The organism is Glycomyces arizonensis DSM 44726, from assembly GCF_000482705.1.
GTDB lineage: Bacteria > Actinomycetota > Actinomycetes > Mycobacteriales > Micromonosporaceae > Glycomyces > Glycomyces arizonensis.
The window spans coordinates 59146-84914 of the sequence record NZ_AXWO01000019.1 but is presented as its reverse complement, the minus strand read 5'-3'; the positions used below and the strand labels follow the sequence as shown (position 1 = coordinate 84914).

Here is a 25769-nt window from a genome sequence, read left to right as displayed (position 1 = left end):
CCTCATGGGATTCAGAAATCAGGGGCATGAGTCATGGATCTGCGGCAGCTGGAGTACCTGGTGGCGCTCGCCGATGAGCGGCATTTCACCCGCGCCGCCGAGCTCACCGGCATCTCGCAGTCGGGGCTGTCGGCGGCGATCCGCAGTCTGGAGGAGGAGCTCGGCACGGGCCTGTTCACCCGCACCACCCGCCGGGTCGAGCCTACCGAGGCCGGGTTCGCGCTGCTGCCGTTCGCGCGCTCGATCCTGGAGCAGGCCGCGGGCGCCCGCGACGCGGTCGTCAAGGCGAGCCGCGCGGTCTCCGGGTCGCTGCGGATCGGCGCGGAGCAGTGCCTCGGCCTGGTCGACGTCACGGCGCTGCTCGAGCGCTTCCACCGCCGCCACCCGCGCGTGGAAACCCACTTTACTCAGTGCGGCTCGCACGACCTGCTCGCGATGCTCCGCGCCGGGGAGCTCGACGTCGCGTTCGTCGCCACCGACAAGCACCTGGGCGGGCTGCCGCGCACCGTGCTCGGCCGCGAGCCGCTCGTGCTGCTCCTGCCGCCGGACCACCCGCTCGCCTCGCGCGCGTCGGTGCGGCTGGACGCGCTCGACGACCGGGACTTCATCGACTTCGGTCCCGCCTGGGGCGTGCGCACGATGAACGAGGCCGCGTTCGCCGCGCACGGGGTGCGCCGCCGGGTGCGCTGCGCGGTCAACGACGTGCACACGCTGCTGGACCTGGTGTGCCGCGGCCTCGGCATCGCGGTGGTGCCCCGGCATGTGGCGGCCAAGCCGCAGGCGGCCGGGCTGCGGGTCCTCCCGCTGGCCGACCACAACAATCCGGAGTGGACGGTCTCGGTGGTCTCGACCGCCTGGGGCCACGCCGACTCACCGGCCGCGCACCTCCTCGAACTCATCAAGGACGCGCCCGTCGCGAGCGCCTGACTCAGGCGGTCCGCTCGGCCTCCGCTTTGAAGCCCTCGTTCTCGCGCTTGATGGCCCAGCGGATGGCCGCGCCGTACATGAAGGCGAACCACTGCTCGCCCTTGCCGGTCAGCTCGATGCCCAGGGTGTTGCGGCAGCCGCCGTCGATCTCCTCGACGCGGTGCGTCCCGGTCATGGTCAGGCCGCCGCGCGGGGTCTCCCAGGCGAAGGAGCGGCCGGGGTCGAGCTCGGTGACGGTCCAGACCGCCGCGGGCTGCAGGGGCTGCTTGATCCGCGCGCGGCCGCCGACGCGGAGCGGGAGCGGGTCGAGCGGCTCGACGCGCTTCATGGTCGGGGTGAGCTCGGGCCAGCGCGGGAGGTCCGCCGTCAGGTCCCAGACGACGGCGGCGGGCGCGGCTATGACGATCGCGTTCTCATATCGCACTCTGTCAATGTAAGACCGACCTCGCCGCGGGCGGCCACCGGCACCTGCCGTCCGGCCCGCCCGCCGTCCGCGCGAGACCGCTCAGTCGCGCGGCCAGGCGTCGACGAAGCGTTCGAGCGGCAGGACCAGCCTGAAGCGGGCGCCTTCGCCGAGAGCGGTCGTCAGCTCGACGTCGCCGCCGTGGGCCCGCGCCAGCGAACGGGCGATCGACAGCCCGAGTCCCGCGTTGGCGCCGCCCTCGCGGCTGCGCGAGCGGTCGGCCCGATAGAAGCGGTCGAAGACCCGCCCGGCCTGCTCGGCCGTCATCCCCGGCCCCTCGTCCGCCACCTCCAGCACGGCCCTGCCGTCCACAGTGCCGACGCCGATGCGGACCGGCGTCCCCGCGGGAGTGTGCGCGGCCGCGTTCCCGACCAGATTGGTGACCACCTGCCGCAGCCGCGCCTCGTCGGCCAGGACCGGCGCCGGACCCGGCGGGCCGTCCCCGCCCGGGCCGGTCAGCTCCACCGGCCGGGACGCATCCAGCGACCGCACGTCGTGCCTGGCGTCGCCCGCGAGCGTGCGCAGGTCCATCGGCGTCCGCTCCAACTGCGCCTCGGGCGACTCGTCGAGCTGCGCCAGCAGCAGCAGGTCCTCGGTGAGCGCCGCGAGCCGCGTGGCCTCGCGGTCGATGCGGCGCATCGCCTCATCCACATCGGACCGATCGGGCATCGCGCCCATCCGGTACAGCTCCGTCGAGCCCTTGATGCCGACCAGCGGTGTCCGCAGCTCGTGGCTGACGTCCCACACCAGGTCCCGCATCCTCGCCTCCGACGCCGCCCGCTGCGCGAAGGCCCGCTCCAGCTGCCCGAGCATGGTGTTGAGCGAGTCCGACAGGTGCCCGATCTCCGTGCTCGGCGAAGCGAGCGCGGGGACGCGCCGCGTCAGGTCGCCGCCCGCGATCGCCGCGGCCGTGTGCTCGATCCGGCGCAGCGGCCGCAGGCCGCGGCCGAGGGCGAACCAGCCGACCCCCGTCAGCACGACGAGCAGCACGGCCCCGCCGACGATGCTGCTGGCGCGCAGCGCGGCCACGGTGGCGTCGGCCTCGCCGAGCGGCGCGGCGGCGACCACCGTCCACTCGCCACCGGTGGTCGGCCGGGCGACGGCCCGCCAGCGCACCGATCCGTCGGCGGCCTCGAGCTCGACGGCCTCCCCGTCGAGGGGGACCGTCCGCAGTTCGCCGAGCGGCGGCAGGGCGTCGCCGTCCAATCCGGACGATTGCAGTTCCTCCAGCGGCTCGCCGTCCGCGTCGAGGTAGACCAGGTACGGGGTGCCGACCAGGTCGAGCGCGGGATCGATCAGCTCGGTCCGTCCGTTGGTCTCCTCGATCGCGGCGGGCCCGCCGGCCGGCATCCGCGAGAGGATCTCGGTGAACGACCGCAGCTGCTCGTCGATCCTGTCGAGCTGGTACCGCTCCAGACTGCGGGAGACGACCGCGCTGATGAGGCTCAGCCCGGCCAGCAGCAGCACCGACGTCAGCACGAGCAGCCTGGCGCGCAGCGAGAACCGGCTCACCGCCGCGGCTCCCGCATCACGTAGCCCGTGCCGTGGACGGTGTGGATGAGCTTCGGCTCTCCGTCGTCCACTTTGCGGCGCAGATAGGAGATGTAGGTGTCCACGATGCTGGCGTCGCCGCCGAAGTCGTAGCGCCACACCCGGTCGAGGATCTGCGATTTGGACACCACGTGCCCGGCGTTCTCCATCAGGTAGCGCAGGAGCCGGAACTCGGTGGGGGAGAGGCGGACCGGCTTCCCATCGCGCGTCACCTGGTGCCCTTCGGCGTCGAGTTCGAGCGCGCCGACGGCCAGCACGTCACTGCGGCGCCCGGCGGTGCGGCGCAGGATCGCTCTGATGCGGGCGATGAGCTCCTCCAGATCGAACGGCTTGGTCACGTAGTCGTCGGCGCCGAGCGAGAGCCCGGTGACCTTGTCGGCCTGGCGGCCCCGCGCGGTGAGGAAGAGGACCGGCACCGGCCCGGTGCGGCCCTCCGGGCGCTGCTCGCGCAGCCGCCGGACGACTTCGAAGCCGTCCATGTCCGGCAGCATGACGTCGAGCAGCACCAGGTCGGGCGGCTCGGCTTCGGCCGCGGCGACCGCTTCGGCGGCGGTCGCCGCGGACGAGACCCGGAACCCGGCGAACCGCAGCGTCGCCGAGAGCAGCTCGCGCACGGTGGCCTCGTCGTCGACCACCAGCAGGTGTTCCCTCATCTCCCGGTCCGCGCTCTCCACGACGACCAGAGTACGGAACCCCGGCGGCCGGAGCGGTGCGCGAGCGGGCCCCTCACACGTCGCGCCGTCGGAAGAGGACGAACGCGGCCACCAGCACGGCGGCGATCCCCAGGCACATCCCGCCCACGTTGAACCAGGGGTGCGGGAAGTCGGGATCGGCGACCGTCGCGGTGACCGCGGTCCCCGTGACGGTCGGCCAGTAGTCGAGCAGGCCCTGCGTCCACGAGGGGAACAGTTCCGCGAAGGCCGGCACGAGGAAGATGACGGCCACCAGGATGGCCAGCGCCCCGGCGGTGGCCCGCAGGATGACGCCGAGTCCGGCCGCGAGCAGCGCGATGGCGGTGAGGTAGAGCCCGCTGCCCGCCACGGCCGAGAGCACGCCGGGATCGCCCAGGCTCGCGTTCGGCACGTCGTACGAGGCCAGGAGGGCCTGTCCGACGAAGAAGGCGGCGAACATCAAGACCTGTCCCACGACCAGGGCGACACCGGCGATCAGCACCGCCTTGGCCGCCAGCAGCCGGTGCCTGCGGGGCGTGGCGGCCAGCGAGGTCCGCATCATGCCGGTCGCGTACTCGGAGGTGACGACGAGAATGCCCAGCACGCCGACGACCAGTTGGGCGAGCATGAACGCGCGCAGGCTCAGCGCGGTCGGATCCCAGTCGAGCCGCTCGGCGGCGGTGGCGTCCCGGTACGAGGCCGCGGCCGGGTCCATGGCGAGCGCGGCGATCCCGATGCCGAGGACGAAGAGGCCGGCCAGCGTGTACCAGGTGGAGCGCAGCGTGCGGAACTTGATCCACTCGGCGCGGAGGGTGCGGTGGAAGGGCACTGCGGCGGTGTCGGTGAGCGTGGTCATGCCCCGGCCCCCTGGTATTCGATGCTGTCCTGGGTCAGTTCCATGAAGGCGTCCTCCAATGAGGCCTGCTGCGGGGTGAGCTCTGAGAGCGCGATGCCGTGGTAGGCGGCGAGCTTGCCGATCTCGCCGCCGTCCATGCCGGAGACGACGAGGGAGGACTCGACGCCCTCGCGCACGGCGGCCCCGGCGGCGGTCAGCAGGGGCGCGAACGCATCCGGTTCGGCGGTGCGGACGAGCACGGTGCCTTTGCCATTGGAGCGCATGAACTCGCCCATGCCGGTGTCGGCGATGAGCCTGCCCTTGCCGATGACGACCAGGTGATCGGCGGTCAGCGCCATCTCGTTCATGAGGTGGCTGGAGACCAGCACCGAGCGGCCCTCGCGGGCGAGCGAGCGCATGAAGTCGCGGACCCAGCGGATGCCCTCGGGGTCGAGCCCGTTGACCGGCTCGTCGAAGATCAGCACGCGCGGGTCGCCGAGCAGGGCCGCGGCGATGCCGAGCCGCTGGCGCATGCCGAGCGAGAACCCTCCGGCGCGCTTGTCCGCCACGCCTTCGAGCCCGGTCCGGGCGAGTGCCTCGTCGACGCGCCGCTTCGGCAGGCCGTTGCTGACGGCGAGCGCCAGCAGGTGGTCGCGGGCCTTGCGGGCACCGTGGACGGCGCCCGCGTCGAGCAGCGCGCCGACCTCGGTCAGCGGGACGGGCAGGTCGGCGTAGCGCCTGCCGCCGATGGTCACGGTGCCGCGCGTCGGGGCGGCCAGCCCCAAGATCATCTTCATGGTGGTGGACTTCCCGGCGCCGTTGGGCCCGAGGAAGCCGGTCACCTGCCCGGGCTCGACGGTGAACGACAGGTCGTCCACCGCGGTCTCGGGGCCGTACCGCTTGGTCAGCCCCCGTATCGCAATCGTGGTCATGCCGCGATCCTGGCCCGTCGGTCTGGCCGGGTTCTGGGCACTTCTGGGAGGACTCTGTGAGCCCCGCGCCCCCCGCCTGCGCCCGCACCGGTCCGATCGTCGCAGTGGGCGCCGATTCACAGGAAACCTTGAGAAGGCGAGACGGTGCGAGCCCCCACGCTGTGCAAGCCAACACATCATATTGCACTGAGTGCATCGTTGCATTTAGTGTAAGCAACATGGGTGCGATGATCGATCCCGCCGACCGCCGGGCCGCGCTGAAGGCCAAGAGCCGCCGGGCCATCCTCGACGCCGCCGCGGCGCTCATGCACGAGCACCGCCGCGCCGACTTCTCCGTGGACGAGCTGGCCGCCGTGGCCGACGTCTCCCGCCGCACGGTGTTCAACCACTTCGCCTCCCTGGAGGACGTGGCCACCGAGGCGGCCGGGCAGATGCTCGGCGAGGTCGTCGGCCGCATGGAGGCCGAGGCCACCGACGCCTCCCGCGAGGTCGGCACCGTCCTGGAGGACCTGGTGGCCACCGCCTCGGGCGCCCACCTGGTGCCCGCCGTGGCCTACCTCATCGAGGTCTTCGACGGCGCGGACTCGCGCCAGTCGACCCGTGAGGCCGTGCTCATGCAGCGGGCCTTCGCCCTGTTCACCGAGCGGATGTCGACCGCGATCGCGCACCGGCACCCGCACAAAGACCCGCTCGCGGTGGAGTTGCTGGTCGCGGCCTTCAGCGGCGGCGTCCTCGGCCTCGTCGACCGGTGGATCGACGCCACCGGCGGCACCGACACTCCCGCCTCACGCGCGGTCTGGGACGGCTTCATCGCGAGCCTCGCCGCCGTCCTGCGCGAACCGGGCAGCTGAGCCCATGCAACCGAGGTTCATGCAACCGAGGCCCATACAACCGTGAACCCATTCGGACACCTACCAAGGAAAGGCCGCCATGGCTGAGTTCCTCTACCGGGTCGGGCGCTGGTGCGCCCGCCGCGCCTGGACCGTCATCGCCGCATGGGCCGCGCTGCTCGCGGCCGCCGCCGCGGCGTTCGCACTGTTCGGCGGGACGCTGTCGAACGCGTTCTCGATCCCCGGCACCGCCACCGAGCAGGTGACCGAGCACCTGGAGGACTCGCTCCCCGAAGCCTCGGGCGGCACCGGCCGCATCGTGCTGAGCACGAGCGACGGCGAGCCCTTCACCGACGAGCAGCGGGCCGCGATCAGCGACCTGGTGGCCGAGGCCGCGGAAGCCGACGGCGTCGAGACCGTCGTCGACCCGTTCGCCACCGAGGCCGAGCGCGCCGAGCAGGCGCAGGCGATCGAGGCGGGCCTGGCCCAGATCGAGGCGCAGCAGGCCCAGGGCGGCGCCTCTGCCGAACTGGAGGCCCAGCAGGCCGCGCTCGAGCAGGGGCAGACGCTCCTCGAACTCGCCGAGGGCATCACCACTGTCTCCGAGGACGGGAGCGCCGCGGTCGTCACCGTCGCGTTCGACGACCCCCAGATGGAGGTCACGCCCGAGACCAAGGCCACCGTCACCGACGTCTTCGACGACGCGCCGATCGACGGCGTCGAGGTCGACTACTCCTCCGAGATGCTCGACTCCCTGCCGAGTCTGTTCGGCGCGAGCGAGGTCATCGGCCTCGTCGTGGCCGGGATCGTCCTGATCGTCATGCTCGGCACCCTCATCGGCGCGGGACTGCCGCTCTTGACCGCGCTCGTCGGCGTCGGCGTGGGCGCCATGGTGACGATGTCGCTGTCGGGCACGGTCGACATGGCGTCGGTGACGCCGATCCTCGGCCTCATGCTCGGCCTGGCCGTCGGCATCGACTACTCGCTGTTCATCGTCAACCGGCACCGCCGCCAGCTCAAGGAGGGCTACGGCCTCGACGAGTCGATCGCCCTGGCGACCGGCACGTCCGGCAACGCCGTCGTGTTCGCCGGGGCCACCGTGCTCATCGCGCTGGTCGCCCTCAACGTCACCGGCATTCCCTTCCTCGGCCTCATGGGCTCGGTCGGCGCACTCTGCATCGCCACCGCCGTGCTCGTCGCCGTCACGTTCATCCCGGCGCTGCTGTCGCTGGTGGGCGCGCGCATCCTCGGCAGGCGCGAGCGCGCCGCCCGCGAGCGGGGCGAGCACGAGGAGCAGCGGCCGCTGAAGGCCATGAGCACGCCGCGGGCCGTGGTCCGCGTCCTGGTCGGCGTCGGCGCGCTGCTGGCGGTGGCCCTGCCCGCCATGGACATGCGCCTCAACCTGCCCGACGGCTCGTCCGAGGCGCACGACTCCACCCAGTACCAGGCGTACGCCACCATCGCCGAGGAGTTCGGCGAGGGCCAGAACGGGCCGCTGCTGGTGGTCGCCGACCTGCCGGGCAGCCCGAGTGAGGCCGAGTCGCAAACCGCGCAGGTGGTGATCGCCGAGGCTATAGCGACGCAGGACGACGTGTCCGCCGTCGCCCCGATCGGCTCCTCCGAGGACCGCACCGTCCTCGCCTTCCAGGTCGTCCCCGAGACGGGGCCGACGAGCGAGGCCACCGAGGAGCTCGTGCACACGCTGCGGGACCTGTCGGTCGAGGGCGTGGACGCCATCGGCGTCGCGGGCACCGCCAGCGGCAACATCGACATCTCCGAGAAGCTGGCCGACGCCCTGCCGGTCTACCTCGCGGTCGTCGTCGGCCTGTCGCTGCTCATCCTGATCCTGGTGTTCCGGTCGATCTTCGTGCCGGTGGTCGCCACGCTCGGGTTCATCCTGAGCTACTTCGCCGCGCTCGGCGGCGTCGTGGCGATCTACCAGTGGGGCTGGCTGCCGGCAGTCTTCGGCGTCGAGTCGCCCGGGCCGATCCTGAACTTCCTGCCGACCATCGTGGTGGGAGTCCTGTTCGGACTGGCGATGGACTACATGCTGTTCCTCGGCTCGGGCATGCGCGAGGCCTACGCCCACGGCACCCCGGCGCGGCTGGCCGTGGTGCACGGCGTGCGGGCCGGGCGCTCGGTGGTCACGGCCGCGGCGATCATCATGATCGCCGTCTTCGGCGGGTTCGTGTTCTCGCACTCGACGATGATCCGGCCGATCGGGTTCGCCCTGGCCTTCGGCGTGCTGGTCGACGCGTTCCTGGTGCGGATGCTCATCATCCCCTCGCTCATGCACCTGGTGGGGGACGAGGTCTGGTGGCTGCCGAAGTGGCTCGACCGGATCCTGCCGGACGTCGACGTGGAGGGAGCGGCCCTGGAGCGCCGCCATCCGCACCGCGACGCCGAGACCGCCCAGGCGGAGAAGGCCGAGACGAGAGCCTGACGCAGTTCTCGTGAGAAGCCGCGCCGGACTCCGGCGCGGCTTCACTCGTGCTCGGCCCCGTAGCGCAGCCCATCGACCAGGAGCGCCACCATGCGCCTGCTGTGCTCGGGCCCCAGTTGCTCGGTGGACAGGCACAGGTTGGCGACGGCGTACAGCAGGTCTTCGGCGCCGATGTCGCCGCGGATCTCGCCCGCGGCGGCCGCCGCGTCGAGCAGCGAGCCCAGGGCCGGGCCGAACCGCCGCATGAAGTAGCCGGGCAGCTCGTCGAACGCCGGATCGCCCGAGTGCAGCGCCGAGGCGAGCCCCCGCTTGGTCGCGATGAATCCGGTGAAGCGGTAGAGCCACTGTTCGAGCGCCACACCTGGCTCGTGCGCCGCGGCCAGGACCGGTGCCTCGTCGGCGCAGGCGTCCACCTCGCGCTGGAAGACGGCCTTGACCAGGTCCGAGCGCTGCGGGAAGTGCCGGTACAGCGTGCCGACGCCGACCCCGGCCCGGTCGGTGATCTCCTTCGCGGGCGCGTCCACGCCTGAGACGGTGAAGACGGCCTTCGCCGCTTCGAGCAGGGCGTCGACGTTGCGCTGCGCGTCAGCGCGCCGCCGACGCGGTGCCCGCTCGACCTCGGCCGACACTGTGTTCTCCGTCACGATACCTCTCTTCGCTTGCTAAACGGAAAGCCTTTCCGTATATTTGCGGAAGAGCTTTCCGTTTCGATGGTACGCCACCGGCGGAGCGCCCGCCAAACCATCGACCACCATTCCAGGAGCAAGCCATGCAGTACCGCACACTCGGCCGCACCGGCATCAAGGTCAGTCCCTATGCGCTCGGGGCGATGATGTTCGGCCCCATGGGCAACCCCGACCACGACGACGCGGTCAAGATCATCCACAAGGCCCTCGACGCCGGGATCAACCTCGTGGACACCGCCGACGCCTACTCCGGCGGCGAGTCCGAGGAGATCGTCGGCAAGGCACTCAAGGGGCGTCGCGACGACATCGTGCTCGCCACCAAGGCGCGCCTGCCCATGGGCGAGGACCCGAACCGACAGGGCGCCTCCCGGCGCTGGCTGGTGCGCGCCGTGGAGGACTCGCTGCGCCGCCTGCAGACCGACCGCATCGACCTCTACCAGATCCACCGGCCCGACCCCGACACCGACATCGAGGAGACGCTGTCGGCGCTGTCGGACCTCGTCCGCAGCGGCAAGGTCCTCGCGATCGGGTCGTCGGCCATGCCCGCCTCCGACATCGTCGAGGCCCAGTGGACCGCCGAGCGGCGCGGTCTGGAGCGGTTCCGCACCGAGCAGCCGAGCTACTCGATCCTCAACCGGGGCATCGAGACCGAGGTGCTGCCCGTCGTGCAGCGACACGGTATGGGCGCGCTGGTCTGGAGCCCGCTCGCGAAGGGCATGCTCACCGGCCGGGTCCGCAAGGGACAGCAGACCGACCTCCGCCGCGCCGCTCACCCGCTGCTCGGCCGGCAGTTCGGCGACGAGCGCCGCCTCGACGTCATCGAGCAGCTCGTCGCCCTCGCCGAGGACGCCGGACTGCGCCTGACCCACATGGCCATGGCGTTCGCCATCGCCCACCCCGGCGTCACCGCCGCGATCGTCGGGCCGCGGACCATGGAGCACCTCGACGACCTGCTCGACGGCGCCGACATCGCGCTCACCGACGAGATCCTCGACCGGATCGACGCGATCGTCCCGCCGGGCACCGACGTCGGCGTGCGCGACGGCGCCGCCTACGTCCCCCCGTCGCTCCAGCACCCGCACCTGCGCCGCCGCGACTTCGGCGAGCGCGCCGCCGCTGTGAACGACGACTTCGTGAACACCACCGCCTGACCATCCGAACAGGAGCAATGAAATGACGCATCAGCAGCCCATCGGAACCGGATTCACCGCGGCCTCCACGGCCGACGACGTCCTCAAAGGCGTCGACCTGACCGGCAGGCGCGCCGTCGTCACCGGCGGCCACTCGGGGATCGGTCTGGCGGCGGTCCGCGCGCTGGCCGCGGCAGGCGCCTCGGTCGTCATCGGCGCGCGTGACACGGACCGCGCCGCGGCCGCCGTGGCCGGGATCGACCGCGTCGAGGTCGACCGGCTCGACCTGATCGACCCGGCCTCGATCGACGCCTTCGCCGCCAGGCGGCTCGACTCGGGCCGCCCGCTCCACATCCTGCTCAACAACGCGGGCCTGCCGGGGCCCGCCGAGATCGAACGGGACGCGCGCGGCTACGAGGCGCAGTTCTCGACCAACCACCTCGGCCACTTCCAGCTGACCCTGGCGCTGCGTCCGGCGCTGGTCGCCGCGGGCGGCGCCCGGGTCGTCAACACCTCGTCCGGCGCTCAGCGCTTCGGCGAGATCCGCTGGGACGACCCGAACTTCACCAACGGCGGCTACGACGTCAACGTCGCCTACGCTCAGTCCAAGCTCGCCAACGTCCTGTTCGCCGTCGAGCTGGACCGCCGGTGGGCGGCGGACGGCGTCCGCGCCTACGCGGCGCACCCGGGCGTCGTCGTCGGCACGGGCCTGAACAGCTCGACGGGCGAGGAAGGGCTGCGGGCCATGGGACTCATCGACGAGGCCGGTCGGCCGATCATCGACCCCGAGGTGGGGAAGAAGACGCCGGAGCAGGGGGCGGGCACCATCGTGTTCGGGGCCGCCAGCCCGCTGCTCGACGGCATCGGCGGCGTCTACCTGAAGGACAACGACATCGCGGCGCTGGACGACGAGCCGAGGCCGCTCACCGCCGACAGCATCCCGGCAGAGGCCATGTCGCGCTCGATCGACTCGATCGCCGCCAAGCGGCTCTGGGAGCTCAGCGAGCGCCTGCTCGACGCCTGACGCACCCGGCCGCTCACGGTAGGCATTCGAATTATAACTATAGCTTATAACCTATAACCGAAAAGTTCACGCGCGAATGCGGTATTCAGCTTATATCTTATAGCATATAATCTGTAATTGAACGGCTACCACCGTGGGCGCGGTATGCGGGTACCGCTGGTCGCTCCGTCTCGGAGGAGTGTGAGCCGTCCATGTGGGCGCGGTATTCGCCCAACAGGAATTTTATAGGATATATCCTATAAGTTACTGTCCGCTTGAGCGCGCTACTCGGACGGAGGCCGTGGTGGAGGGCGCAGGCCAGGACACCGCCACTGTGGCCAAAGCACCATTCCGAACACCACGCGGCGGCGGCGATCCGAAAGGATCGCCGCCGCCGCGTTCGTTCTATGTCGCTTGTGGCCGGTCCGCTTGTGGCCGTGCCGCTTACGCTTCGGGCGTCTCTCCCGGGCGGCGGCGCGCCCACGAGGACGTGATGTGCTCGCGCATCTCCTCGGCGGCCCGGTCGGCGTCGCCGACGAGCAGGGCCGCGAGGATCGCCGTGTGGCCCTCGTGCGTCAGCTCGATGTCCTCGCGGGTCGGGTGGCCGCTGTACTGGGGCGCGTGCAGCGCCTTGCCCTGGATGTTCGCCACGATCGCCCTGCCGAACGCGTCCTGCGAGGCGTGGTGGATCAGCTCGTGGAACTCGATGTCGGCCCGCGAGTACGCCCCGGGGTCGTCCATGAGATCGCCGAGCTCCTTGAGCTTCGCCTTGAGCATCGTGTTCTGGGCGTCGTCGAGCCGCGTGGCCGCCCGGGCCGCCATGGCGCACTCCAGGTTCGCCCTGACCTCGATGAGGTTGTCGAGATAGAACAGCCGGTCCTCGCGCTGGAAGAGCGCGTCGAGGACCAAGGGGTCCAACAGGTTCCACTGCTCCTGGTCGAGCACCACCGTGCCCCAGCCCTGCCGGGGCGCGACGAGTCCCTTCTCGGCGAGCGTCGTCGTGGCCTCGCGGATGACGGTCCGGCTGACCTCGTACTGCTCGCACAGTGCTCCGGCGGTGGGCAGCGCCGAGCCGGGGGCGAACTCCCCGACGACGATCGCCCTCACCAGGCTCTTGACGACCGCCGCCGCGAGCGGGGGACGGTGGCGTTGGGGGCGCGGCACCTCGCCGCCGGTCGCAGGTGTCGAGTTCATGTCGTCAGGGACTCCATCGATGTGCTGGCAGAGGAAGTTCCGCCGGTCAGGGCAAGTGTAACCGAATGTTGTATGATCTTCAGTCGTATCATAAGTTATAAGTGACATGCCGGTGGAACGTTGCCAGCATGCTATCGCGACGCTGATCTGGAGCACGATGCGAATCACCGGGTATCGGAGCCTGACCACGGTCCACCGATGGGGACGCCCAGTGGGCGATGTCAACGGCGTCATCGCCGGAGGCGTCACGGAGGTCCCGATCGTGCTGGTCGAGACCGATTCCGGCCTGACCGGCGTCGGTCTCGGCGCGCACCCCGGCGTCGACCGCGTCTTCCCCGCCCTCGAAGGCCGGGACCCGCGGGCCGTGACCGCGCTGTACGACCGGATGCTCGCGTTCGTGTTCAAGGCCGGGCACAACGGCGCCGCGTTCGGGACCATCGGCGCCCTCGACATGGCCCTGTGGGACCTCAAGGCGAAGGCGGCCGGCGAGCCGCTGTGGCGCACCCTCGGTGCGGCCGACCGCTTCGTCCCCGGCTACGCCTCGGGCCTGGAGTACGCGCTCAGTGACGACGAACTCGTCCGCCTCTACGAGCGCTGGGCCGAGCGGGGCTTCACGGGCGCGAAGGTCAAGGGCGGCCTCGACGTCGACCGGGACGCCAAGCGCCTGGTCGCCGTGCGCGACGTCCTGCGCGTCAACTCGGACCGGCCCGCCGTGATGTACGACGTCAACGAGGCGTGGGGCCGCCACCAGGCCGTCCGGCTCGCCCACCGCGTCGAGGAGCAGGTCGACCTCACCTGGATCGAGGAGCCCGTGCGGCGCTGGGACGTCGCGGGCCACCGGGCCGTCGCCTCCGGCATCCGCTCGGCGGTGGCCAGCGGCGAGAACCTCACCGGCCTCGAGCAGTACCGGCACCTGCTCGACGCCGACGCGGTCGGCGTCGTGCAGGCCGGGAGCGTCTGGGGCGTCACGCACTTCCTGCGTGTGGCGGTCCTGGCGCTCGGGCGCGACCTGCCGGTGAGTCCGGTGGGGTACAACGCCAACCCGCTGGCGCACGCGGCCGCCGCGGTCCCCAACCACCTCGTCACCGAGATCCAGGACCTCGCGCTCCCGGTGGGACTGACCGCCGACCAGGAGATCACCGACGGCGGCCTCCGGCTCGGCGACGCGCCGGGCCTGGGCATCGAGGTCGACGAGGCGCTCATCGCCGCGCAGCGCGAGTCCGGGACATGGGCGGACGCCGCCGGGCCCCACGTGCGCCCGGCCGACGCGGGCCTGCGGCTCGCGCCCCACCGCGGTGCCACGACCTCGGAAGGCGGGCTGTCCCAGCGGGACCGCGGCGCCACTATCGCGGAAGACGGGGCGCTCCAGCGGGATCGCAGTGCCGAGGCGGCGCCGCACCGCGCCGCCGGGACCGGGGAAGGCGACTGAGCGCATGGCCGCTGAACACATGAGCACTGAGCACATGGACACCGACAAGACCCGCAAGCCCCGCGCGGTCCTGTCCTTCTGGCCTCCCGAGCTGGTCGGGCAGATCTTCACGCCCGAGGCGATCGGCCGGATCACGGAGGCCGTGGACGTCGACCCCGAACAGGTGGTCACCGACACCGACTCCGAAGCGACCCGCGAACGCCTCGCCGAAGCCGAGATCCTGCTGGCCGGCTGGGGAGCGCCCCGCATCCCGCCCGCGCTCGTCCCGCATCTGCGCGCGGTCGTCTACGCGGGCGGCGTCGCCGCCACCTGCCTGTCCGAGCCCGCCGAGCACGCCGCCCGCGGCGTCGCCGCCTCGAACGCGCGCTCGGTCAACGCCGCGCCGGTCGCCGAATACACGCTCGCCCAGATCCTCCTGGCGGGCAAACGCGCCCACTGGGCCGAACGCGAGTACCGCGAGCATCGCCGGATGCCCGAGCGCTCGCCCGACACGGGCAACTACCGCCTGACCGTCGGCATCGTCGGCGCCTCCCAAGTGGGGCGCCGGCTCATCGAACTGCTGCGCCCCTTCGCACTCGACGTCGTCGTCTACAGCCCGGAGCTGACACCGGACGACGCCGAGGCGCTCGGCGTCCGCGTCGGCACGCTCGAAGCGGTCGCCGCCCAGAGCCACGTGCTCTCGCTCCACCAGCCGCTGCTGCCGGAGACGATCGGCCAGATCGACGCGCGCATCCTGGCGCTCATGCCCGACGGCGCGACGCTCGTCAACACCGCCCGCGGCGCCGTCGTCGACGAGGCCGCGCTCATCGCCGAGCTCCGCACCGGCCGCATCGACGCCGTCCTCGACGTCACCCATCCCGAACCGCCCGCACCGGACAGTGAACTGTGGATGATGCCGAACGTCGTGCTCACCCCGCACATCGCCGGTTCGATGGGCCGCGAGCTGCACCGCATCGGCGACTCGGTGGCCGCCGAGGTCGAGCGCTTCGCGAGCGGCCTCCCCTTCGCCCACCCCGAGGACCTGAGAGGACCGCAACATGCGTGAGATGCGGACCGGCACGCGCCTGACCGAGCTGGGCTTCGGCGCGGCGCAGCTCGGCAACCTCTACCGGGAGACCGCCGAGGAGGAGGCGCGGGGCGCCGTCGACGCCGCCTGGGACGCGGGGATCCGGTACTTCGACACCGCGCCGCACTACGGGCTCGGCCTCTCCGAGCGGCGCCTCGGCGCCGCTCTGGCCCACCGGCCCCGAGACGAGTACGTCCTGTCCACGAAGGTCGGCCGAGCCCTGGTCCCGACGCCCGAACGCGCGCACCTCCAAGACGACGAAGGCTTCGCCGTGCCCGCCGCCTTCCGCAGGGAGTGGGACTTCTCCAGGGACGGCATCCTCCGGTCCATCGAGGGCAGCCTCGAACGCCTCGGCACGGACCGCCTCGACATCGTCTATCTCCACGACCCCGACGAGCACTGGGCCGAGGCCTCCACCAGCGGCGTCCAGACTCTCGTCGAACTGCGCGACCAGGGCGTCGTCTCGGCGGTCGGCGTCGGCATGAACCAGTCGGCGATGCCCGCCGCATTCGTGCGCGAGACCGACATCGACGTGGTCATGTGCGCGGGCCGCTTCACCCTCGTCGACCGCACCGCGCTCGGCGACCTCCTGCCCGCCGCGGCCGAGCGCGGCGTCTCGGTGGTCGCCGCCGCGGTCTACAACTCGGGGCTCCTGGCGAACCCGCGCCCGGCGGCGGACGCGCGGTTCGACTACGGGCGGGTGCCCGCCGACCTCGCCGCCCTGGTCCATCGGATCGCCGACGCCGCCGAGCCGTTCGGCGTCACCGTCCCCGAACTCGCCGCCCGCTTCGCGCTGCGGCACAGCGCGGTCGCGTCGGTCGTCGCCGGAATGCGCACGGCCGCGCACGTCACCGTGAACGCCGAGCGCATCGCCAGCGACGTCCCCGAGGCGCTCTGGGACGAACTCGACCGCCTGGGTCTCGTCCCGCACCTCGCCGCCACCGCAAGGAGCACGACATGAGCAAGCATCACGAACGCGCCCCGCGGGTGGACGCCCTCGCCCGGTGGATGCGCACCTGGATCGGCGACGACGGGCAGATCCGCGGCTTCCACAACCACAGCGTATGGGGCACCAACCCCGCCACGTTCATCGACTTCACCAGCGGCCACCAGGCGTTCTCGGCACCCGCCACCGCCGCGTTCGCCGAGGCCCTCGCCCGGCGCCGCGACGACCGGGCCCTGGCGATGTGGCGCCGCATGATGCTGTTCCAGGCGCGCACGGTCCAAGACGACGGCCAGTTCCGCCACATCGGCTTCCAAGTGGGGGAGTCGGCCACCTCGGGCCTCATCCACAACATGGCCGGGTGCATCGGCCTCCTGGAGGGCCTGCGCCACGCCGGACACCTGCTGGGCCTCGGCGAGGCCGACGAGGTCCTCGGCGCCGTGCGCGCCAACCTGGAGGCGTGCCGCGCCTACGGCGGCGGGCGGCCCACCGAGGACGGGACCGTGAACCAGGAGTACGCCCGCGTCTGGGCCAAGCTCAGGTACACCGAGCTGTCCGGCGACGACCGCTACGCCGATGAGCTGGAGGACGACCTCGACGCGCTCGTCCGCCTCAGCCGCGCCCCCGGCGTGCCCGACGCCGACTGCGCCGGGGCCTACCGCCAGCCCGCCGACCGCGCCGAGGGCGGGATCCTCGAACCGGCCGAATATTACGGGCTCATGATCGTGCCGCTCGTGCTCGGCTCGCGCCGCTTCGGCCGCCCGGACCTCCTCGACGAGGCGGTCCGCCTGGGCCTCCACGTCGCCCGCTCGGCCTGGACGGACGAGCTGGGCTGCACGCGGTTCCACCGCTACTGGTACGTGCGGGAGGGCGCGGTCCTCAAGTCCACCTCGCCGATGCTCATCGCGGGCATGGGGCTGAGCCTCTACGGGATCGACGAGATCCTGGCCGAGACCGGGCACCCCGAGCTCGCCCGCTTCGTCGACGACTGCCTGGCCACGTACGCCCGCTACCAGACCCCCGCGGGCTACTTCGCCTCGGCCACGGGCTGGCACAACGAGGCGGACGTCGCCCCGAGCACCGCCTGGCACGCGCACGACCTGCTGTTCCTCGTGCGCCGCACCGACACTCCGGAGACGTTCTGGGAGTCGGTGTTCGCCGAGCCCGAGCGGCAGTCCGTCCTGCTCTCCGACCGCGCGTACTGGGTCGAGGACGGCGCCCACTGGTGCATCCTCAGTCCGCTGACGGCAGGCGACCTGAGCATCTACGGCCGCAAGGACCGCGACGACTTCGCGCGGTCGTTCTTCGCCTGGACGGACAAGGAGCCGCTGCCCGCCGAGCTCGAATTCGACGAGGCGCCGGTCTTCTTCGTCGCCGACGAGGGGATCTACCGCGTGGACGGCTCGACGCGCGAGACCGACGTCTCGGTCCTCGGCGCAGTCCCGTACCGCGGCCACGTCCACGAGGCGCGGCCCGCACTCGACCACAACTTAGAACATGTAGTATGTATTACAAGTAGTCGCCCTCCGCTCCTGGAGGCGACTCGGACCAAGGTTGGGAGACAACGATGTCAACTCCGCTCCGGCGCCGTGCCTGCGGCGCCGCACTCCTCGGCTTCGTCCCGGTCCTCGCGCTGACGGCCTGCGGCTCGGGCGGCGGCTCCGACGACGACTCGGTGCGCATGCTCGTCAACATCACCGACAACCTCACGCAGGAGAAGTGGGAAGCCCTCGTCGCCCCCTTCGAGGAGGAGACCGGGATCGACGTCGAGATCGAAGGGCCCACCGGCCAGTCGGTCGCCGAGTCCTTCCCCGCGCTCCTCGCCTCCGGGACGGCCCCCGACGTCATCCAGTCGATCTTCCCCTCCGAGGACACCGCCCCCGAGATCCTCGACCTCACCGACTACGAGTGGGCCGCCGGAACGCCCATGTCGGACCTGTACTCCACCGACGGCAAGATCAACGTCGTCGGCGTCGGCATGCAGGCCCAGTCGCTGCTGTACTACAACGCCGACCTGTTCGAGCAGGCCGGCATCGCCGAGCCGCCGCGGACCTGGGCCGAACTCGACGCCGCCCTCGCCGCGCTCGACGAGGCGGGCGTGGCCACCCCCATCGCCTTCGCCGCGGACTGGGCCACCGGCGTGCAGGCCCAACAGCTGTGGCACCCGCAGCAGAACCTCACCACCCCCGGCTGGCAGCAGAGCGTCGCCGACGGCTCATCGACCCTCGGCGAGCAGTTCGAGCCGCTGTTCGAGCACCTCGCGAGCTGGATCGACGCCGGATACACCACCGCCGACGACGTGGCCACCGACTCCGGCACCCAGGAGGCCAACTTCATCGCCGGAGACGTCGGCATCTACCCGATGGGCTCGTGGTTCTCCACCACCCTGGCCGCCTCGCCGCCGGACTTCGAGGTGGGCGTCGCCGCGGCGCCCGTCGACGACGCCGCCGACTACCCCGGCCCCATGGGCGCCACCATGGCCTACCCGTACATGGTGTGGAACGGCACCGAGAAGGCCGACGACGCCACCGCGCTCGTGGAATACCTCGTGACCGACGAGGCCGCGATCGCGACGCAGGCCGAGATGGACCACTTCACCCGCGAGGGCACCGACACCAGCTCCAACGAGTACGCCTCGCTGGTGCAGGAGGTGACCGACAAGGCGCCCTCGCTCGCCGTGCCGGGCAACCAGACCGTCGGCGACCACGCGCTGCCGGTGGCCGGGTTCAACCCGAAGTTCACCGAGCTCGTCCAGGGCCTGTGGCAGGGCGCCGAGCCCGCCGACGTCGCCGCCGACCTCACCGCCTGGTACGACGCGGAGAGCGCCGGCTGACATGACCCGGATTTCGACCTCGTGGCGGTCGCGCGCGGGCGCCTTCGCGAACGGGCTGCTGACGGTCCCCGCGCTCGCCGTCTACGCCGGGCTCCTGGTGGTCCCGGTCGGGTTCGCCGTCTACTACTCGTTCACCGACTACAACGGCTTCCCGAGCCAGACGCCGACGTGGGTCGGCCTCGACAACTACGAGCGGATCGCCCAAGACCCCATCGGCGACCTGCACCCGTCGATCTGGGTCACCGTCGCGATCGCCATCGTCGGCACACTGCTGGTGAACGCCGCGGCGCTCGGCCTCGCGCTGCTGCTGCGGCGCACCACGCCGTTCAACACCGTCGCCCGCGTCGTCATGTTCTACCCGCACGTGCTCTCGGCGCTCATCGTCGGCTTCCTGTGGCAGGCGATCCTGGGCCCGCAGGGCGCGGTGAACAACGTCCTCGAAGGCGGGGGCCAGTCCACGCTGCCGTTCCTGGCCGACCCGCAGTGGGCGCTGGCGACGCTGATCGGCGTCATCGTCTGGGCGCAGTTCGGCGTCCAGCTCGTGCTCTACCTCGCCGGGCTCCAGGCGGTCTCGCCGCAACTGCAGGAGTCGGCCAGGATCGACGGCGCGAACGGCGGCCAGGTGTTCCGCCACGTCACCTGGCCCGCGCTGGCGCCGACCGTCACCGTCACGCTCGTGACCACCGTGCTCTCACTGCTGAAGGTCTACGACGTCGTGCTCGGCCTGACCAACGGCGGGCCCGGCGACGCCACCCAGAACTGGGCCTACGAGATCCTCGCCGTCTCCTTCGCCAACAACGACATCGGGCTCGCCTGCGCGCAGGCCGTCCTGCTCGTGCTCGTCGCCGGGCTCCTGTCGTTCACGATCATCGCGCTGCGCAGGCGCGCCGAAGAGGGAGCGGAGGCCATCGGATGACCGGCAAGCGCACCGTCCGCCGCACCGTCCGCGTCGCCGTCGTCGCCGTGCTCTCGGCCGCCATGCTCGTGCCGATGTACATCATGGTGGTCAACGCGTTCAAGCCGCAGCAGGAGATCCTCCTCTCGCCGCTCTCGCTGGACTTCGCGACGGCCACCACGGACCACCTCAAGGCCGCCTGGCAGAGCACCAGCTTCCCGGTGATCGAGGGCTACGCGGTCTCGCTGTTCCTCGTCCTGGCGTGCAACGCCGTGGCGATCGGGACGGCGGTCCCCGCCGCGTACGCCATCGCCCGGACGCCCAAGCTACTGTTCCGGATCCTGCTCATGTTCTTCGTCGCGGGCATGTTCGTGCCCGCGCAGATCATCCTCGTCCCGGCGATCTTCGTGCTGAAGTCGCTGGGGCTGATGGGCACGCTGCCGGGCCTGGTGCTGTTCATGTCCGCCACGATGATCCCGTTCACCCTGTTCGTGTTCAGCGCGTACATCAGGATGCTGCCCAGGTCCCTGGACGAGGCCGCCGCGATCGACGGCGCGGGCCGCCAGCGCATCCTGTGGACGATCGTCTTCCCGCTCATGCGCCCGATCGTCGCCACGGCGTTCGTCCTCAACGCGCTGGGCGCCTGGAACGACTTCGTCAGCCCGCAGCTGATCCTCGGGCCCGGATCGGAGTTCCGCACGATCACCACCGGCGTCTACGCCGCCGTGTCCACGTACTCGACGAACTACGAGATCGTCTTCCCCACCCTGCTGCTCGCCGTCGCCCCGATCCTGCTGATCTTCGCGGTCATGCAGCGCCACATCATGGGCGGCCTCTCGGCGGGCGCCGTCAAAGGCTGAGCCAAGGAGACCAGATGACCATCGACTTCACCGACCCGAAACAGGTCGCCGGGGCGATCCAGTACACGAACGTCAACCCGGACCTGACCAGAGCCGGACTGCTCCAGCACCTCGAGACCTGCGTCGAGTACGGCTTCGACGCGGCCATGATCGCCCCCTTCTGGGTGCGGCCGGCTCGGGACGTGCTGTCCGGCACGGGCGTCCGCGTCGCCTCGACCCTGAACTTCCCGATGGCGAACGACACCCTCACGATGCGCCTGGCGGCCCTGAAGGCGCTCGCGGCCGACGGCGTGGACGAGTTCGACTTCCCGCCGCACCCCGGGCTCCTCATCGGCGGCGACGAGGACCTCTACGCGGCCGACATCGCCGCGATCGTCGGGGCCGCCCACGGCGAGGGGATCAAGGTCAAGGCCATGCTGGAGTTCGGGTTCCTGGAGACCGACGAGCTCAAGGCCAAGGCGACCCGCATCGCGTACGAGGCGGGCGTGGACTGGGTCAAGCAGTCCTCCGGCTGGGGCAAGGGCGGCCTCGCCGCCACCGAGCACGACGTGCGGATCCTCGCCGAGCACATCGAGCCGCCCTGCCGCGTCAAGGTTTCGGGCAAGGTCAACTCTCTGGAGAAGATGCGCTCGCTCTTCGAGGCCGGCGCCGAACTGGTCGGCACCAGCTCGGGCCCGGCGATCGTCGACGGCCTCGAAGGAGACCCCGATGCCTACTGACGGGCACGCGAGCGTCGCGATCGTCGGCAGCTACGCGAAGGCGCTCGTCATGACGGCCGACCGGATTCCGGGCGCGGGGGAGACCCTGATCGGCCGGGACTACCGGGAGACCTTCGGCGGCAAGGGCTCCGACATGGCCGTCCAGGCCGCGCGCCTCGGCGCCGAGGTGTCCTACCTGGGCGTCGTGGGCGACGACGCCCACGGCGAGGAGTTCAGGGCGCTCATGGCCGACGAAGGCGTCGACATCCGCGGCCTGCGCACGGCCCCGGACCGGCCGACCGGCGTCGGCTTCATCGTCAAGGACACCGCGGGCGCCAACGTCATCGTCGTCGACCCGGGCGCGAACGCCCGCTTCGGCGCCGACGACGTCGACCGGGCCGCCGACGTGCTGCGCGGCGCCGACGTGGCGCTCGCGCAGCTGGAGACCCCGCTCGGCACGGCGCTGCACGCACTCGCCATCGCGAAGAACGGCGGCGCCACCACGATCCTCAACCCCGCCCCCGCCGCAGACCTGCGCGACGTCGACCTGTCCTGTGTAGACGTGTTGACGCCGAACGAGCACGAGGCGAAGACCGTCCTGGGCCTCGCGCCCGGCGACGACACGCCTCCCGAAGCGCTGGCCCGCAGGCTCTTGGCCCTCGGCCCGAGGGCTGTCGCCATCACGCTCGGCGAGGCCGGGGCACTGGTCGCCACGGCCGACGCCGCCACGGCGGTCCCGCCGTTGGAGGTCGCCGTCGTCGACTCGAACGGCGCGGGCGACAGCTTCAACGCCGCACTGGCCGTGGCCCTCGCGGAAGGCGAAGACCTGCCCGAAGCGGCGCGGTTCGCGAACGCGGTGGCGGCCCTGTGCTGCGAGCACTGGGAGACCGTCCCCTCCTATCAGGACCGCGAAACGGTCGAAGCGACCCTCAAGGCCACGAACCCTTAGGAGCGACAATGCGAAACGGCACGATCCTGCACCCCGAACTCGCCCGGGGCCTGGCCTCGCTCGGGCACACCGACGTGGTCCTGGTGACCGACGCCGGATTCCCCATCCCCGCCGACGCGAACCGGATCGACCTGGCCCTCACTCGCGGCCAGATCGACGTCCGCGTGGTGCTCCAGGCGCTCATCGACGCGGTCTTCGTCGAGGAGGTCCACTTCGCCACTGAGCTGAAGGCGAACCACCCGCGCCTGTACGGCGAGGTTCAGGACCGCTTCACCGGCTCGGGGGCGGAATTCCACGGCACCACGCACGAGGCGCTCATCGAGGAGTGGGCCCCGCGCGCCAAGCTCGTGGTCCGCTCGGGCTCGTTCGAGCCGTGGGCGAACTTCGCCCTCGTCGCCTCGACGGCGCCCTTCGACTGGTTCACCGACGACGACGTGACCATCCTGCCCGCCTACGTCGAGCGACGCCGCCGGATCACCGAAGGCGAGCGCCCCGACCTCACCTGAGAGGGCAGGACACGTGGAGTCCGCCCGCATCGGCGCCCTCGGGCGCCGACGGCGGCAATACGAGGCGTGGAAGCACGACTGACCGGCCGCGGGCCCTTGCGCAACCCCACCCGCACCTCTATTCTGAACATGTCATACATATAGATGTATCATGTGTGCTCTCCTGGTTCCGGCGCCGAGGAACACGCGCCGCCCCAAGGCGCGGGGCACCTCGATACCGCACTTCGACAGCGCATTTCGACAGGAGTTTCTCGATGGCGAGAGAACACCGCACCGCCAGACGCCTCGCCGCGAAGGCGGCCGTGCTGGCCCTGATAACGAGCGCGGCGCTCAGTGTGAGCCCAGCGGCCTCGGCGGCCCCGGCCCACCTGACCGTGTACGTCTCCAGCACCGAAGGCGACGACGCGAACCCCGGCACGAAGCAGGCGCCGCTCAAGACGATCGAGGCCGCGCGCGACGCGCTGGCCGGACGGACCGCCGAGGACGAGCGCGGCACGGTCTACCTCCGCGGCGGCGAGTACGTCCTGGACGAGACGGTCGAGTTGACCGGCGACGAGCACTCGTGGGTCACCTACACCGCCTACAAGGACGAGCAGGTGAGCATCACCGGCTCGCACGAGCTGCCCGCCGACGGCTGGCACCGGCTCGGCGACCTGGCCGACGAGCCCCAGTACTCCTCCAGCAGCCGCATCGCGGACGCCGTGCGCGATGCGGTGTGGGTCTACGACCTCGGCGCGGCGGGCATCGACCCCGGCACGCTCTACAAGAACGGCTTCAACTGGATACAGCAACCGTTTGCCACCGAGCTCATCGTCGACGGCTCGATCCAGACCCTCGCCGAGTACCCCAACGGCGACTCCTGCTCCACGACCGACACCTCGTGCCACCTGTGGGGCACCGGCGGCAAGTGGGACGCCGAAGGGCCCGAGGACCTGATGAACGTCGACCTCGTCGGCCGCTTCGGCGAACAGGACGACTGGCAGTGGAGCGGCACCACCCCGAGGGCGCAGTTCGAGGACAAGAAGCAGGAGACCGACGACCCCGACTCGTGGTCGTACGAGCGGATGCTGACGATGACGCCGTCGGTCTTCACCGTCGGCGGACGCGCCGCCGAGGGCGACCGCTACCAGCACTGGGCCCCCGAGGCCGAACCGGTCGTGGACGACCTGGGCGGCCGCGGCTTCGGCGAGTACTCCGATGTGGCCACCCAGCTCGATCCGCAGTGGATCGAGGACATCGACAACGCGCGGTACGAGACCGAGGCGTGGCTCTCGGGCTACCTCGGCAACAACTACGCCAACGACATGGTGCGGCTCCTGTCGTGGAGCGGGGACCGGCTCTACACGAAGTACCCCTCGATGTACATCCCGCAGGACGAGTGGACCAAGGTCAAGGTCGTCAACGCGCTGTCCGAGATGGATGCCACGGGCGAGTACTACATCGACCGCCACGAGGGCAACGACGTCCTGTACTACCTGCCCGAAGGCGACACCCTCGAAGGCAAGGACATCGAGCTGATGACCTTCGACAAGAACTTCTTCCGCCTCGAAGGCACCGCCGGCGTGGAGCTGCGCGACGTCGCCATGTCCGGCTCGCTCGTGACCGGCGTGCAGCTGCTGGACGCGGTCGACACGCTCATCGACGGCGTCGAGATCTCCAATGTGAGCATGGACGCCATCCGCATCGGACAGACGACCGAGTCGCTCACCGCCCTGCCCGACTACGAGACGACGCGCGGCGGCCACGGCAACACCGTCCAGAACTCCTACCTCCACGACCTCGGCGGAGGCGGCGTCCTGCTCGGCGGCGGCGACCGCGAGACCCTCGAACGCGGCGACAACACCGCCCGCCACAACGAGATCGCGCGCTTCTCGCAGCTGGCGACCTACACGCCCGCCGGTTACCTCTACGGCGTCGGGAACACCTTCGAGTACAACTACGTCCACGACGCGCCGCACATGGCGATCCAGATCATGGGCAACGACATGAAGGTCAACCACAACCACTTCCAGAACCTCGTCCTGAACGCGGGCGACCAGGGCGTCGTCTACACCGGCCGCGACTACACGTACCTCGGCAACGAGATCGCCTACAACTACTTCGAGACGATCGGCGGCTCGAACAACGCGTTCTACATGGACGACGGCGCCTCGGGGATGCGGTTCCACCACAACGTGGTCCAGGACGCGAACGCGGGCGTGTTCTTCCAGTCGGGGCACTCGAACACCGCCAACGACAACGTGTACATCGACGTCGAGCACACCGGGCACGACAAGCTCTACCACGAGGACGGGGAGACCGACCTGCCCGTGTCCAACGGCTGGGTGGTGCAGAGCCGCTTCGACTCCTTCCTCGACGTGCGCGAGGGCGAGAAGTACAGCGCCACACCGGAGATCGTCGCCACCTGGCACGACCACTACACCAGCGGCGAGTACACGTACTCGGACGGCACGCCGATCCTCTACCCCGAGATCACCGACTGGTACGTCCCGCGCGTGGCGGCGACCGGCGAGGACTGCACGGCCGAGGACTACGCGGTGGACGCGGCCAACGGCTGCGACCGCGCCACGGTGTGGGAGGACCCGAACTCGCTCTACGTCCCGGCCCGCAACGAGCTCGACCACTCGGTCGTGCTCGGCGGCGGCGACTACGCCGCGAGCACCGTGGAGTTCGCGAACCCGCCCGCCGCCTACGAGCTGTCCCGGTGGAGCGACAAGATCGGCACCAACGTCGTGCGGCCCGCCTCGCTCGACGACGCCGGCCTCAACGCCGAGACCCTCCGGTTCTCCAAGAACGGAGCGGTGGCGGACGAGTTCGGCAAGGACTGGGTCCAGGAGTGGAACCGGCACTTCACCCTCGACGGCATGGGCCGCTGAACCACACGGTGAGGGCCGGGTCGCCCGGCCCTCGCCCCCGTTCCCCCGC

The 25769-nt window shown here is 71.1% G+C and carries 23 protein-coding genes; 16 read left to right on the top strand and 7 right to left on the bottom strand.

Features of this window, described 5'->3' with window-relative positions; genetic code table 11:
- Nucleotides 1–33 precede the first annotated feature (33 nt).
- Nucleotides 34–927 (top strand): LysR family transcriptional regulator, encoded by an 894-nt coding sequence (locus tag H613_RS0114375; protein ID WP_026924362.1) that lies wholly within the window; start codon nt 34–36, stop codon nt 925–927.
- A 1-nt stretch (nt 928) separates the two neighbouring features.
- Here H613_RS0114375 and H613_RS0114370 read toward each other — a convergent pair whose 3' ends face one another.
- The 5 genes from H613_RS0114370 to H613_RS0114350 all read right to left on the bottom strand — a co-directional run bounded on the left by H613_RS0114370 (nt 929) and on the right by H613_RS0114350 (nt 5379).
- Nucleotides 929–1351 carry an SRPBCC family protein gene (locus tag H613_RS0114370; RefSeq protein ID WP_026924361.1) on the bottom strand — a complete coding sequence of 141 codons (423 nt, stop codon included), beginning with the start codon at nt 1349–1351 and terminating at the stop codon, nt 929–931.
- An 81-nt stretch (nt 1352–1432) separates the two neighbouring features.
- Nucleotides 1433–2902, bottom strand: a complete 1470-nt coding sequence (locus H613_RS0114365) for a sensor histidine kinase (protein WP_026924360.1) — start codon at nt 2900–2902, stop codon at nt 1433–1435.
- Nucleotides 2899–3594 (bottom strand): response regulator, encoded by a 696-nt coding sequence (locus H613_RS0114360; RefSeq protein ID WP_026924359.1) that lies wholly within the window; start codon nt 3592–3594, stop codon nt 2899–2901. Before H613_RS0114360 ends, H613_RS0114365 begins: the two co-directional genes overlap by 4 nt.
- Nucleotides 3595–3667: 73 nt before the next feature.
- Nucleotides 3668–4468, bottom strand: a complete 801-nt coding sequence (locus tag H613_RS0114355) for an ABC transporter permease (protein WP_026924358.1) — start codon at nt 4466–4468, stop codon at nt 3668–3670.
- Nucleotides 4465–5379, bottom strand: a complete 915-nt coding sequence (locus H613_RS0114350) for an ABC transporter ATP-binding protein (RefSeq protein ID WP_026924357.1) — start codon at nt 5377–5379, stop codon at nt 4465–4467. The genes H613_RS0114355 and H613_RS0114350 overlap by 4 nt, the downstream gene beginning before the upstream one ends.
- Before the next feature lie 218 nt (nt 5380–5597).
- Here H613_RS0114350 and H613_RS0114345 point away from each other — a divergent pair, with 218 nt between their 5' ends.
- Nucleotides 5598–6230 carry a TetR/AcrR family transcriptional regulator gene (locus H613_RS0114345; RefSeq protein WP_035738151.1) on the top strand — a complete coding sequence of 211 codons (633 nt, stop codon included), beginning with the start codon at nt 5598–5600 and terminating at the stop codon, nt 6228–6230.
- A gap of 79 nt (nt 6231–6309) precedes the next feature.
- Entirely contained in the window at nt 6310–8652 is a 2343-nt protein-coding gene (locus H613_RS26615; RefSeq protein ID WP_035738148.1) for an MMPL family transporter, read from the top strand.
- Between the two features lie 41 nt (nt 8653–8693).
- Here H613_RS26615 and H613_RS0114335 read toward each other — a convergent pair whose 3' ends face one another.
- Complete coding sequence (locus tag H613_RS0114335; protein WP_245598562.1) at nt 8694–9296, bottom strand: TetR/AcrR family transcriptional regulator; 603 nt, start codon at nt 9294–9296, stop codon at nt 8694–8696.
- Between the two features lie 125 nt (nt 9297–9421).
- Here H613_RS0114335 and H613_RS0114330 point away from each other — a divergent pair, with 125 nt between their 5' ends.
- Nucleotides 9422–10489, top strand: a complete 1068-nt coding sequence (locus tag H613_RS0114330) for an aldo/keto reductase (protein WP_026924354.1) — start codon at nt 9422–9424, stop codon at nt 10487–10489.
- 22 nt (nt 10490–10511) lie between these two features.
- A complete protein-coding gene (locus tag H613_RS0114325; protein WP_026924353.1) occupies nt 10512–11492 on the top strand; it encodes an SDR family NAD(P)-dependent oxidoreductase in 981 nt (326 codons plus the stop codon).
- Nucleotides 11493–11915: 423 nt separating this feature from the next.
- Here H613_RS0114325 and H613_RS0114320 read toward each other — a convergent pair whose 3' ends face one another.
- A complete protein-coding gene (locus H613_RS0114320) occupies nt 11916–12665 on the bottom strand; it encodes a FadR/GntR family transcriptional regulator (RefSeq protein WP_026924352.1) in 750 nt (249 codons plus the stop codon).
- Between the two features lie 157 nt (nt 12666–12822).
- Here H613_RS0114320 and H613_RS26610 point away from each other — a divergent pair, with 157 nt between their 5' ends.
- From H613_RS26610 to H613_RS0114265, 11 genes are all read left to right on the top strand, one after another.
- Complete coding sequence (locus H613_RS26610) at nt 12823–14094, top strand: enolase C-terminal domain-like protein (RefSeq protein ID WP_084546626.1); 1272 nt, start codon at nt 12823–12825, stop codon at nt 14092–14094.
- Between the two features lie 19 nt (nt 14095–14113).
- Complete coding sequence (locus H613_RS0114310) at nt 14114–15139, top strand: hydroxyacid dehydrogenase (RefSeq protein WP_211234830.1); 1026 nt, start codon at nt 14114–14116, stop codon at nt 15137–15139.
- On the top strand, nt 15132–16121 hold the full coding sequence (locus H613_RS0114305; protein ID WP_026924350.1) for an aldo/keto reductase: 990 nt from the start codon (nt 15132–15134) through the stop codon (nt 16119–16121). The genes H613_RS0114310 and H613_RS0114305 overlap by 8 nt, the downstream gene beginning before the upstream one ends.
- Nucleotides 16118–17740 carry a hypothetical protein gene (locus H613_RS26605; RefSeq protein WP_211234829.1) on the top strand — a complete coding sequence of 541 codons (1623 nt, stop codon included), beginning with the start codon at nt 16118–16120 and terminating at the stop codon, nt 17738–17740. The genes H613_RS0114305 and H613_RS26605 overlap by 4 nt, the downstream gene beginning before the upstream one ends.
- Nucleotides 17671–18936, top strand: coding sequence for an ABC transporter substrate-binding protein (locus H613_RS26600; RefSeq protein WP_051393357.1), 1266 nt, complete (start codon nt 17671–17673; stop codon nt 18934–18936). Before H613_RS26605 ends, H613_RS26600 begins: the two co-directional genes overlap by 70 nt.
- A gap of 1 nt (nt 18937) precedes the next feature.
- On the top strand, nt 18938–19852 hold the full coding sequence (locus H613_RS0114290) for a carbohydrate ABC transporter permease (protein WP_026924349.1): 915 nt from the start codon (nt 18938–18940) through the stop codon (nt 19850–19852).
- On the top strand, nt 19849–20691 hold the full coding sequence (locus H613_RS0114285) for a carbohydrate ABC transporter permease (protein WP_026924348.1): 843 nt from the start codon (nt 19849–19851) through the stop codon (nt 20689–20691). Before H613_RS0114290 ends, H613_RS0114285 begins: the two co-directional genes overlap by 4 nt.
- A 14-nt stretch (nt 20692–20705) precedes the next feature.
- Complete coding sequence (gene deoC / locus H613_RS0114280) at nt 20706–21410, top strand: deoxyribose-phosphate aldolase (RefSeq protein ID WP_026924347.1); 705 nt, start codon at nt 20706–20708, stop codon at nt 21408–21410.
- Entirely contained in the window at nt 21400–22338 is a 939-nt protein-coding gene (locus tag H613_RS0114275) for a ribokinase (protein ID WP_026924346.1), read from the top strand. The genes deoC and H613_RS0114275 overlap by 11 nt, the downstream gene beginning before the upstream one ends.
- Nucleotides 22339–22346: 8 nt before the next feature.
- Complete coding sequence (rbsD, locus tag H613_RS0114270; protein WP_026924345.1) at nt 22347–22844, top strand: D-ribose pyranase; 498 nt, start codon at nt 22347–22349, stop codon at nt 22842–22844.
- Nucleotides 22845–23098: 254 nt separating this feature from the next.
- Nucleotides 23099–25720 (top strand): right-handed parallel beta-helix repeat-containing protein, encoded by a 2622-nt coding sequence (locus H613_RS0114265; protein WP_026924344.1) that lies wholly within the window; start codon nt 23099–23101, stop codon nt 25718–25720.
- Nucleotides 25721–25769 lie beyond the last annotated feature (49 nt).